Source organism: Vibrio sp. V39_P1S14PM300 (assembly GCF_009904765.1).
GTDB lineage: Bacteria > Pseudomonadota > Gammaproteobacteria > Enterobacterales > Vibrionaceae > Vibrio > Vibrio proteolyticus.
In genome coordinates, this window is the sequence record NZ_WXWP01000121.1 from 1 (window position 1) to 11,577 (window position 11,577).

Below are 11,577 nucleotides of genomic sequence, written 5' to 3' on the forward strand. Positions count from 1 at the left end.
GAGTTATACGGTGAGCTGATCATGGAAATGGCCCGCCGGCGGATCTTCCTGGTAAATGAAACACAACTCAACGAAACCCAACAAAAGTGGATCCGAAAATACTTCCGTAATGAAGTCTTGCCTCACCTCACTCCGCTGCTGATCAGTGACGAAATTGATGTGCTTGAGTTTCTCAAAGACGAATATGCCTATATTGCCGTCGAGTTGCGGAAGGGAGAAAACAGACAATACGCACTGCTGGAAATTCCAACCGATCACTTGCCACGCTTTGTCATGGTACCAGAGCAAAAAGGTAAACGGCGCAAGACCATCATTCTGCTGGATAATATTATCCGTTATTGTTTCGATGACATCTTTCAGGGCTTTTTTGAATACGACGAGCTCAACGGTTACGCCATGAAGATGACCCGGGATGCGGAATACGATCTGAGTAATGAGGTGGAACACAGCCTGCTGGAGCAGATGTCCGAAGGCCTGGCGCAACGCCTGAGTGCCATGCCGGTGCGCTTTGTCTACGAGACGGACATGCCCGAAGCCATGTTGAGCCTGCTTTGCAACAAGCTGCAAATTTCCAACTACGACAGTCTGATCCCGGGGGGGCGCTACCATAATTTTAAGGATTTTATCGGCTTTCCGAATGTTGGTCGTGATTATCTGGAAAACCGGCCACTGCCGCCAATGAAATGTGCCGATTTTGACGGCTACGCCAATAAATTCGACGCCATCCGCGCGCAGGACATTTTGCTCTATTACCCTTATCACACCTTTGAGCACATCACCGAACTGGTCCGCCAGGCGTCGTTCGATCCCAAAGTATTGAGCATCAAAATCAACATCTATCGAGTGGCCAAAGATTCCCGTTTAATGAATTCACTCATCGACGCGGTACACAACGGCAAAAGCGTGACGGTGGTGGTGGAGCTTCAGGCCCGGTTCGACGAAGAAGCCAATATTGAATGGTCACGCGTCCTGACCGAAGCCGGCGTCCATGTCGTGTTTGGTGCACCAGGGTTAAAAATTCACTCCAAACTGCTGCTGATCACCCGTCGCGAAGACGAAGAGTTGGTGAGTTATGCTCATATCGGCACGGGTAACTTCCATGAAAAAACCGCGCGGCTTTACACCGACTTCTCCCTGCTGACCGCCGATCCTGAATTAACCAATGAAGTACGCAATGTGTTTGGTTACATTGAAAACCCTTACCGGCCAGTGCGCTTCAACCACCTGTTAGTGTCGCCGCGCAATGCCCGTAAGCAGCTCTACCGACTGATCGACGCCGAAACCGCTAACGCTCGCGCTGGCAAAAAGGCCGCCATTACCCTCAAAGTGAATAATTTGGTCGATAAAGGACTGGTGAACAAGCTCTATGGCGCCAGTGCATCCGGCGTGGAGATCAACATGATCATCCGCGGTATGTGCTCTCTGGTCCCTGGTGTGGAGGGGGTCAGTGATAACATTAAAATCATCAGCATTGTCGATCGCTTCCTCGAACACCCCAGAGTGATCATCACCCACAATGACGGTGACCCGCTGGTGTACATTTCCTCAGCAGACTGGATGACCCGCAACATCGATCATCGCATTGAGGTCGCAGCGCCTATTCGTGACCCACGCCTGAAACAACGCATTATTGATATCATTGACATTCATTTTACTGATACTGTAAAAGCGCGTTGGATAGACAAAGAGATGAGCAATACGTACGTACCGCGTGGAAATCGCAAAAAAGTCCGTTCGCAAATTGCCATCTATGACTATCTTAAAAATGTAGAAAAGCAGACTAAAAAACGTAGAGAGCAGTTAAACACGAATGAATCACCCCACTGATACCCGAGATATCGCAGCGATAGACCTCGGCTCCAATAGCTTCCACATGGTGGTAGCCAAGGTCGTCGGCCAGGATCTGCAACTGATTAGCCGCCACAAACAGCGAGTCCGTATGGCGTCAGGCCTGGATGGGCAGAAAAACCTCGACCACGCCGCGATCGAACGCGGTCTGGAGTGTCTGGCTATGTTCGCCGAGCGATTGCAGGGGTTCAGCCCGGAAAATGTTCGTATTGCAGCCACGCACACTCTGCGTCAAGCTAACAACGCTCACATCTTTCTCCAGCGGGCGCTTGAGGTTCTGCCCTTCCCCATCGAAATCATTCCGGGTGAAGAAGAGGCGCGTCTGATCTATCAAGGCGTCGCCCATACTCAGCCCGAGTCCGATTCAAAATTGGTGATTGATATTGGAGGAGGCAGCACCGAGCTGGTGATTGGCAAAGGCTTTGCGGCCGATCTGGTCAACAGTAAACAGATGGGGTGTGTTAGCTACACAGATCGCTACTTTGCCAACGGCAAACTGTCGAAAAAGAACTTTGCCAAGGCCACTCTCGCGGCGGAGCAAAAACTCGAGTCGATCGCCTCACGCTATCGTAAAAAAGGCTGGGACATTGCACTTGGGTCATCGGGCACGATCAAAGCGATCCGAGAAGTGCTGATCGGCCTTGGTTACGATGATGGCTTTATCAACGCCAAACGACTGGAAAAGCTGATAGAAAAGCTGTGTGAGTGGCACACCATCGACGACATCACCCTGTCAGGTTTAACCGACGAACGTAAACCAGTGTTTGCTGCAGGTGTGGCGATTTTACACGCTATTTTTCTGGCCCTGCGGATTGAAGAGATGCACTTTTCTGAAGGCGCTTTGCGTGAAGGCTTGCTGTATGAAATGGAAGATCGTTTTAAGCGCCTCGATATCCGGATGCGCACCACCGAAGCGCTGGCACAAAAACACAACGTCGATTTAGAGCACGCCGCTAAAGTCAAAGGTCAGGCACGTGAATTTCTCGATCAAGTGGCTGATGCACTAGGCATGGGCAAGCAGTCAGAGCTGTTTGATTTACTCGAATGGAGTGCCTTATTGCATGAGGTCGGGCTGAGTATCAGCCTACAGGGAGTACACCGTCATTCGGCTTACATCCTGCGCCATACCAACATGCCGGGGTTCAACCATGAACAGCAACTGGTGATGGCCATGCTGGCACGCTTTCATCGTAAAGCGCTTAAACTCAATGATCTCGAAGATTTTACCCTGTTTAAGAAAAAACACATCATCAGCCTGATCCGGATTTTGCGCCTGGCGATCCTGCTGAATGGTCAGCGCAGCGACGATCCACTCCCTGAACTGAGGCTGAGCGTCGACGATGACAGCTGGACTCTCACCTGCCCAGACGAGCACTGGCTGGAAAACAATAAGCTGCTGGATGCCGATTTACAGTCTGAGCAAGAGTACTGGCGATCGGCGGGCTGGGAGCTGCGCTTTTAAAAAAATGCTGGCCTTGCCAGCATTTTTTATTCGATGCCTAACTTCTTCAGCTCCTGCTGCGCCACTTCCGGCGAAATGGGCATATACCCGTCTTTCACCACAATCGCCTGTCCTTGTTGAGAATAGATAAAACGAACAAACTCGCGTTGCAGAGGGGACAAGGGCTTGTGCGGATCTTTGTTGATGTACACATACAGGTAACGAGACAGCGGATAGTCGCCACTGAGAATATTCTGCTGCGTTGGTGCCACATAGTCCGTGCCATCCCGGCTGATTGACAGCAGTTTCACGCCCGAGACCCGGTACCCGACACCAGAATAGCCAATCGCATTGATGGATGACGCCACCGACTGAACCACAGAGGCCGAGCCTGGCTGCTCATTGACGTTGTTCTTAAAATCCCCCCCACACAGGGCATTTTGCTTGAAATAGCCGTACGTGCCGGAAACCGAATTGCGTCCAAACATTTGAATCCCACGTTTGGCCCATTCATATTCCAGCCCGAGTTGAGACCAAGTCGTAATTGGACGGGTTTCACCGCAGCGTAATGTAGAAGAGAAAATCGCGTCTAACTGACGAAAGTTCAATCCTTGCACTGGATTATCGCGTTGGACAAACACTCCGATGGCATCAATCGCCACCCGCAGTGCGGTTGGACGATAGCCACGTGCGCGTTCAAACGACTCGATTTCTCGGTTACGCATCGGCCGGCTCATGGGACCAAACTGAGCGGTGCCTTCGGTCAATGCCGGAGGAGCTGTGGAGGACCCAGATGCCTGTACCTGACCATTCACATTGGGATAAAGACGCTTGAACTCTTCAACCCAAAGCGTCATCATCCCTGCCAATGTATCCGAGCCAACCGATGACAGGCTGCCCGAGATACCCGGCGTTTTGATATAAGGCGTTAACGTCACCGGCTGCTGGGCCTTAATTGGCGCGCTCAAGAGCGTCAACACCACGGCGGCGCCTGTCATAAAGCGTGTGTACATCATTTCACTATCAACCGGCTAGGCAGGATAAACGAGAATTTACTGCCAACACCGACCTCACTGTGAATATCCAGATGTGAATCGTGATGACTGAGTGCGTGCTTAACGATCGCCAGGCCCAGGCCGCTGCCTCCGGTATCCCGCGAGCGCGCTTTGTCGACCCGATAGAAGCGCTCGGTCAGGCGATGAATGTGCTGCGGCTCTATGCCTTCGCCACTGTCTTCCACCTCCAGACAAGCCCCCTGAGCAGTCTGGAACCAGCGTACGTTGATCTCGGCGCCCGCTGGGGTGTATTTAACCGCATTGTACACCAGATTGGAAATGGCACTGCGAAGCTGATCGTCATCGCCAAGTACCCGCAAGCTGCTGTCGACATCAAAATGCAGCCGGTGCGCGTGATCACCGCTTAAACTAAGCGCTTCTTTTTCCAATACCTGGAGCATCTCCGGCACATTGACCACTTCGTCTAACTCGTGCATTGGCGCCGCCTCGATTTTTGACAGGGTCAGTAACTGATTGACCAAACTGTTCATCCGGTTGAGCTGTTCGGTCATGACACCGTGTGCTTTACTCCACATCGGGCCAACAACCATGTCCGGATCTTCGGTCATTTCAAGATAGCCTTGCAGTACCGTCATCGGTGTACGCAATTCATGAGAGACGTTGGCAAAGAAGTTGCGGCGCATGCCTTCCAACTGTTTCAATTGGGTGACATCACGCACGACCATCAAGTGTTCGCCTTCGGTATACGGTACGATACGCAGTTCTAACATACGTTCCACGTTAAGGGGGGAGCGCATCTCCAATGGCTCTGCGAAATCTTTCTTTCCGAGGTATTTGATAAAATCTGGGGTACGGATGAGATTCGAAATCGGTTGTCCGGCATCATCCGGCCAACGAAAGCCCAACAGATGCTGAGCCAGGCGGTTGCACCAGACAATATTACCTTCGTCGCGAAACACCACCACCGCGTCCGGCAGCGATTCCGCTCCGTTACGAAAGCGGCGAATCAAATTGGTCAGTTCTTTTCGCTTGCGACGCTGACGCTGCTGCAGTCGGTAAATACCGTTAAACAGGTATTCCCAGTTTCCCGATCCCGACGGAGGCGTCAGCCGCTTTTCGTCCCACAGCCACGCCGAGAGACGCATCTGATTGTGCAGATGCCATACAAGCTGCAAAGCCGTAGCTGCCAACAGCAGCCACGGCATATAGCCAAAAATCCACCCGACGATGAGCCAGGGGGAGTAAAAAAAAGCCAGCTCCCATGCCAGCTTTTTCCAGGTTAATCGTTCAACCATTCAATTCCTTAGCCACAACCTTATGCTTTCGTAGAGAAACGGTAGCCGGCGCCACGGACGGTCTGGATCAGTTTGTCGTGACCAGCCACTTCCAGCGCTTTGCGCAGACGACGGATATGCACATCGACCGTGCGATCTTCTACATACACATTGGTCCCCCACACGTTATTCAACAGTTGCTCACGGCTGTAAACACGTTCCTGGTGAGTCATAAAGAAATGCAGCATCTTAAACTCTGTCGGGCCCATATCGAGCGGGGTGTCATTCGCGGTGACGCGGTGTGATACCGGATCCAACTTCAGTCCCTGAACATCAATTACGTCTTCCAATGCCGTGGGGGTCACGCGGCGAATAACCGCTTTGAGGCGTGCGACCAGCTCTTTGGGTGAGAAAGGTTTGGTAATGTAATCATCCGCGCCCACTTCCAGGCCCCGGACTTTGTCTTCTTCTTCACCACGTGCCGTCAGCATCACCACCGGTATGTTGCGGGTCAGCTCTTCGCGCTTCATGTGTTTGATAAAGTTGATGCCGCTGCCGCCAGGCAACATCCAGTCAAGCAGCACTAAATCAGGGAAGGGTTCAGCCAATTTGTTTACCGCAGTGTCGTAGTCCTCGGCTTCCACTGCTTGGTAACCTTTTTGTTCAAGTACGAAGCACAGCATCTCACGAATCGGCGCTTCGTCTTCAACAACCAGAATCCTTCTAGACATAATTGAGTAACCTTTGTGTTTAATCGACGCTATGCATTATCAAGATCAATTATGACACTTTTGTGACCTTTGCAAACAAATTTTCATATAAGTTTCGTATCAAATTCATTGTGATAACTTAAGACAAGCGGCGCAAAATTGCCTAAAATTGGCAGTCACTTTCAGGTAAGAGAAAAAGTATGTGGTTTAAAAACTGTTTAGTGTATCGCTTTAATCGCGATATCGAATTCAATGCTGACCAACTGGAAACACAGCTGGCTGAGTTCCGTTTCACACCATGTGGTAGTCAAGATAAACAGAAATTCGGCTGGGTAACCGCAATGGGCAAACACGGCGATATGATGACTCACGTGTCGGACAACCGCATCCTGATCTGTGCCAAAAAAGAAGAAAAAATGCTGCCGGCTTCGGTGATCAAAGAATCACTTAACGCCAAAGTGGACGCGATGGAAGTCGAGGAAGGTCGTCCGCTGAAAAAGAAAGAAAAAGACAACCTGAAAGAAGACATCATCATTGATCTTCTGCCGCGCGCATTTAGCCGCAGCCAACTGACCTTTGTTCTGATCATGCCTCAAGAGGGCTTTATTCTGGTTGATGCCAGCAGCTATAAAAAAGCCGAAGATGTTCTGGCGCTGTTGCGTAAAACCATGGGTAGCTTGCCCGTCGTCCCGGCGATTCCAGACGCTCCTGTGGAAAACACCCTGACCGAATGGGTGAAAAATGGTGATACACCACAAGGATTCAGCATGCTTGACGAAGCGGAGCTGAAATCTGCCATGGAAGATGGCGGCGTGATCCGCTGTAAAAAACAAGAACTGACAGCCGATGAGATCCAAAGCCACATCGACGCTAATAAACTGGTGACTAAACTGGCTCTGAGCTGGCAAGAACGTCTCGAGTTTATTCTGGCCGATGACGGCAGCATCAAGCGCCTGAAATTTTCCGATGAACTGAAAGATCAGAATGAAGATATTCCACGCGAAGACGCAGGAGCACGTTTTGATGCCGATTTTTCACTGATGTGCGGTGAAATGAGTGCGTTTCTGCCTAACCTCTATGACGCACTGGGTGGCTTACCTCATCCGAATGCGTAATAGCAATGCTGACATATCAGGCTCCCGACTCGGGGGCCTTTTTTATACCCGGACTTTTACTAGTGATATTTTCCTAGTCAAGGATCACGTTTTCACGTAAAATTTGCGCCCCCTGATTCCATAAGGTGGAATCAGCCTGACCTGAGATCAGATTAAGAGAAAGAAGCAATGACAACTGAAACACCATTCGTTCCTGAACTGCTGTCACCAGCAGGCAGCCTGAAAAATATGCGCTATGCATTTGCTTATGGCGCAGATGCCGTGTACGCCGGTCAACCTCGTTATAGCCTGCGCGTACGCAACAACGAGTTCAATCACGAAAACCTCAAAATCGGCATCGATGAAGCCCACGAGCAAGGTAAGAAATTCTATGTGGTCTGCAATATTCAGCCACACAACTCGAAATTGAAAACCTTTATTCGTGACCTGAAACCCGTTGTTGAGATGGGCCCGGACGCTCTGATCATGTCTGATCCAGGCTTAATCATGATGGTTCGTGAAGCCTTCCCAGAGATGGCAATTCATCTCTCAGTGCAAGCCAACGCAGTCAACTGGGCAACCGTCAAGTTCTGGGCCGCCAATGGCGTTGAACGTGTGATTGTGTCTCGCGAATTGTCTCTGGAAGAAATCGAAGAGATCCGAGAACACTGTCCTGAGACCGAATTAGAAGTGTTCGTGCACGGCGCTCTGTGTATGGCCTATTCCGGCCGTTGCCTGTTGTCTGGCTACATCAATAAACGCGACCCAAACCAGGGCACTTGCACCAACGCATGCCGCTGGGAGTATAAGGTCGAAAAAGGCAAAGAAGACGACTCTGGCCAGATCGTCGAAGAATTCGATCCCAATGCAGCTCAATCCATTGAAGTGCAGGATGAACGTCCGGAAACCACCATTGGCCGTGGTAAGCCGATAGACGATGTAGTGCTGCTGTCTGAAAGCCACCGTCCGGAAGAAAAAATGGCGGCGTTTGAGGATGAGCACGGAACTTATATCATGAACTCTAAAGATCTGCGCGCAATTCAGCACGTTGAACGCCTGACCAAAATGGGGGTCCACTCTCTTAAGATTGAGGGGCGGACCAAATCGTTCTACTACTGTGCGCGCACCGCGCAGGTGTACCGCAAAGCAATCGATGATGCCGTTGCCGGTAAACCGTTTGACGAGAGCCTGATGAGTACACTGGAAAGTCTGGCACACCGTGGTTATACCGAAGGCTTCCTACGCCGTCATACCCATGATGCCTATCAGAACTACGATTACGGCTATTCCGTTTCAGATGCTCAGCAGTTTGTCGGAGAGTTCACAGGCAAGCGTCGCGGTGACATGGTGGAAGTGGAAGTCAAAAACAAGTTTTTGATTGGCGACAGCCTGGAGTTGATGACCCCAAAAGGCAATGTCGTCTTTACCCTTGAAGCGATGGAAAACCGCAAAGGACAAGCCATTGACGATGCGAAAGGCAACGGCCACTTTGTCTACATTCCGGTTCCAGAAGACATGGACCTGAACTATGGTCTGCTGATGCGTAACCTCAATTCTGGCCAAGATACTCGCAATCCAACAGGTAACTAACGATGGCTCTGCTGATCACGGATAAATGCATTAACTGTGACATGTGCGACCCAGAGTGTCCCAATGGTGCCATTTCGATGGGCGAATCCATTTTCGAGATTGACCCGGCTCTGTGTACCGAATGTAAAGGGCATTATGAGAAGCCGACCTGTCAGTCCGTATGCCCAATTACAAAATGCATCATCACTGATCCGAATCACATTGAAACAGAAGAACAGCTGTTAGAGAAATTTGTGATCATTCAGGGACTCGCCTAGAAAAATGAGGCCACCGTAATAGGTGGCCTTTGATTAACCGGATTTTTCCATCGGATAAATGTTGCAGAACAGCTCTTTTTCGTACTGATATTCCAACCGCTCTCGCCAGGGCAATGCATCTGAAATTGGGATTAAATAAAACGTCTCTCTGCCCATATCGGTAACGAATGCCATGCCATGCTGCATCAACTCATAGTGAACGTCGTTGACAAACCCCATGCTGAAACTCTGGCGTCCGGTAAGCTGATTCACGTCCTCGCGTGTCATGGTGATCCCACCACTCTCCTGTTCAAAGCGCGTTCTCAGCCAATCGGCAAACTCTCGTGCACAAATCATCGTCTTCATCCTTTCCTTGAAGTCTGTTTAACGAGTCGCAAGCCTCCGACCCACAGATTTAATTCATACCTTATCCTTCAGATGCCAACCGATTGATACTCAGGTAATCACCGCCCGAATCGCAGAGTCGCGAAACGGATCAGCCTGATCGTTCTGCTGACCTACAGCGTGTACCTTAGGTAAGTCATACTCGATAAATTCACTGTAGACAAAAGTGTGACGCTTCTCCAGTTTTAGTTATGCAATTGCATTCCCAAAACTAAGACTCACAATACATACTCAACTGGTTGATTGCTCTAACATCGCCATACATTGAGACGGCATGCGCTTGACTGACGGCTTTTTCGTTGGCGTTTTAGTGGCGACGGGTTGCTGTATTTTTGGCTTGGGTTGTGGTTTCCAACTGGCCAGCTCAGCTCCACACCCATCCCCCCGAGGCGGCGGCGCCTGAGGTGTACAACTGCGATCACCTTCAGGGCAGTTTAAGCGTACGTGCATATGGTAATGATGCCCCCACCACGGCCTGACCTTGCGCAGCCAGGCACGCTCCTCTGAAGGCTCACTGTCGCACAGCTGTTGCTTGATAACGGGGTGCACAAATATCCGAGCTACCTGATCGTAACTCGCCGCCATTTTTATCAGTTGGAAATGCTTTTGCTGCCAGTTCTCCCGTGTCAGTCGATACTGTTGAAGATTCACAACACTCACTGGCTCTGGCTTTGCCAACTCTGAGTCATTGAGTTTGACACTGCTTAAACGCAACCAAATGTCGATATCAAGCCCGGTTTGATGGCTGGAATGGCCGCTGGAAAAACGGCCACCTTGTGGTAGGGAAAGATCCCCCACCAACAGATTTGTGTTCAGGCTGGCATTCACCTTAGCAGCAAGCGATTCAATATATTCAATCGTTTGAGGATGCGCATAGTAACGTGCGCGTTGACTGCGCAGCACCTGGTAACCTTCTCCTTGTAACGGAAGAGGTTCTGCCCCCGCAATACAGCCGTTCGCATAACTTCCGATCGATTGACTCGGCTGTGAAGAAGGCGATTTAAGTTGCTCCCAAGGCGTGGCATAAAGAGAAAATGGCCAAATGAGTAATCCTACTAAACAAAGCTTGCGCATTTTCCCTCCTAGCGTTAATCAATAGTGCTGTGCATTATCATAGTATTCATTGGGTTTCAGTGCTGAGAAAATAACGGCAACATCAACATCTTCACCCATAATAGCGCGCACCTGTTGAGTGATGATTTGAGCGACTTGATCCTGAACCTCCTGACCACGATCAAACCACAGCACCTCAACGAACGGATACGCCGCTGTCACTTCGCTTTCATAATAAAAAGTGGAGTAGATATACTCAAATGTAAAATCTTCTCGTGGGCATGCCATCAGAGGCTGCAGCTCATCAAGCAAAGTATTAGATAGCGTTTGAACGGTTTGAGGCTCTACAGCACGAAAACGTAAATGGGGCATGGAAAAATCCTAAGTCATTGGGTTGATAAGAAATAATAGCAAGATATATGCGTAAACTCACGGCCGTCAGTATCAACTTATTTTGGGATAAGCGGGGTTAGAAAAAAGGACGGAGATACGCTTGACGTATTTGAACAGTGAAGATGAATAGTTTTAAAAGCAAAAAGGCCTCAGTCTTTCGACTGAGGCCTTGAATATGGCAGGGGTGGAGAGATTCGAACTCCCAACACGCGGATTTGGAATCCGCTGCTCTGCCAATTGGAGCTACACCCCTACAGTTCGTGTTTAATGAGACGACTCTCGAATAAATGGCGGAGCGGACGGGACTCGAACCCGCGACCCCCGGCGTGACAGGCCGGTATTCTAACCAACTGAACTACCGCTCCGCACTGGTTAGACATTTAAGTCTAAATTTAAAGCCTGGCGATGTCCTACTCTCACATGGGGAAACCCCACACTACCATCGGCGCTAATTCGTTTCACTGCTGAGTTCGGCATGGAATCAGGTGGGTCCAAATCGCTATGGTCGCCAAGCAAA

11 protein-coding genes, 2 tRNA genes and 1 rRNA gene are annotated in these 11,577 nt (G+C 50.1%); 5 read left to right on the plus strand and 9 right to left on the minus strand.

Annotated elements, in window-relative coordinates; translation table 11 throughout:
- Together ppk1 and ppx are read left to right on the plus strand one after the other, a co-directional pair.
- The coding region (gene ppk1 / locus CAG65_RS05675) for a polyphosphate kinase 1 (protein ID WP_161452762.1) at positions 1 to 1,827 on the plus strand (1,827 nt) is incomplete at its 5' end.
- Complete coding sequence (ppx, locus tag CAG65_RS05680) at positions 1,811 to 3,310, plus strand: exopolyphosphatase (protein WP_161452764.1); 1,500 nt, start codon at positions 1,811 to 1,813, stop codon at positions 3,308 to 3,310. The genes ppk1 and ppx, both read left to right, overlap by 17 nt.
- 26 nt (positions 3,311 to 3,336) lie before the next feature.
- Here the strand turns inward: ppx and CAG65_RS05685 are convergent, their stop codons facing one another.
- From CAG65_RS05685 to phoB, 3 genes are read right to left on the minus strand one after another with little or no spacing between them, the layout of a single operon-like run.
- Positions 3,337 to 4,302 (minus strand): PstS family phosphate ABC transporter substrate-binding protein, encoded by a 966-nt coding sequence (locus CAG65_RS05685; protein WP_443098380.1) that lies wholly within the window; start codon positions 4,300 to 4,302, stop codon positions 3,337 to 3,339.
- A complete protein-coding gene (phoR, locus tag CAG65_RS05690; RefSeq protein ID WP_161452766.1) occupies positions 4,302 to 5,600 on the minus strand; it encodes a phosphate regulon sensor histidine kinase PhoR in 1,299 nt (432 codons plus the stop codon). Before phoR ends, CAG65_RS05685 begins: the two co-directional genes overlap by 1 nt.
- Before the next feature lie 20 nt (positions 5,601 to 5,620).
- Positions 5,621 to 6,310, minus strand: a complete 690-nt coding sequence (gene phoB, locus CAG65_RS05695) for a phosphate regulon transcriptional regulator PhoB (RefSeq protein WP_021706574.1) — start codon at positions 6,308 to 6,310, stop codon at positions 5,621 to 5,623.
- A 179-nt stretch (positions 6,311 to 6,489) separates the two neighbouring features.
- Here phoB and rdgC point away from each other — a divergent pair, with 179 nt between their 5' ends.
- The 3 genes from rdgC (at position 6,490) to CAG65_RS05710 (ending at position 9,230) form a co-directional block, all read left to right on the plus strand.
- Positions 6,490 to 7,404: a recombination-associated protein RdgC gene (gene rdgC, locus CAG65_RS05700; RefSeq protein WP_021706573.1), complete on the plus strand. Its 915-nt coding sequence runs from the start codon at positions 6,490 to 6,492 to the stop codon at positions 7,402 to 7,404.
- A gap of 168 nt (positions 7,405 to 7,572) precedes the next feature.
- On the plus strand, positions 7,573 to 8,973 hold the full coding sequence (gene trhP, locus CAG65_RS05705) for a prephenate-dependent tRNA uridine(34) hydroxylase TrhP (RefSeq protein ID WP_021706572.1): 1,401 nt from the start codon (positions 7,573 to 7,575) through the stop codon (positions 8,971 to 8,973).
- 2 nt (positions 8,974 to 8,975) lie between these two features.
- Entirely contained in the window at positions 8,976 to 9,230 is a 255-nt protein-coding gene (locus CAG65_RS05710) for a YfhL family 4Fe-4S dicluster ferredoxin (protein WP_021706571.1), read from the plus strand.
- A gap of 33 nt (positions 9,231 to 9,263) precedes the next feature.
- Here the strand turns inward: CAG65_RS05710 and CAG65_RS05715 are convergent, their stop codons facing one another.
- The 6 genes from CAG65_RS05715 to rrf form a co-directional block, all read right to left on the minus strand.
- Positions 9,264 to 9,575 carry a hypothetical protein gene (locus tag CAG65_RS05715; protein ID WP_040903009.1) on the minus strand — a complete coding sequence of 104 codons (312 nt, stop codon included), beginning with the start codon at positions 9,573 to 9,575 and terminating at the stop codon, positions 9,264 to 9,266.
- Between the two features lie 270 nt (positions 9,576 to 9,845).
- Positions 9,846 to 10,688, minus strand: coding sequence for a penicillin-insensitive murein endopeptidase (gene mepA, locus CAG65_RS05720; RefSeq protein ID WP_161452768.1), 843 nt, complete (start codon positions 10,686 to 10,688; stop codon positions 9,846 to 9,848).
- 18 nt (positions 10,689 to 10,706) lie between these two features.
- Positions 10,707 to 11,039, minus strand: a complete 333-nt coding sequence (locus tag CAG65_RS05725) for a DUF1904 domain-containing protein (protein ID WP_161452770.1) — start codon at positions 11,037 to 11,039, stop codon at positions 10,707 to 10,709.
- Positions 11,040 to 11,236: 197 nt separating this feature from the next.
- Positions 11,237 to 11,313, minus strand: a tRNA-Trp gene (locus CAG65_RS05730).
- Positions 11,314 to 11,348: 35 nt separating this feature from the next.
- Positions 11,349 to 11,425, minus strand: a tRNA-Asp gene (locus CAG65_RS05735).
- Positions 11,426 to 11,457: 32 nt separating this feature from the next.
- Positions 11,458 to 11,573: ribosomal RNA gene (rrf, locus tag CAG65_RS05740) — 5S ribosomal RNA — on the minus strand.
- Positions 11,574 to 11,577 lie beyond the last annotated feature (4 nt).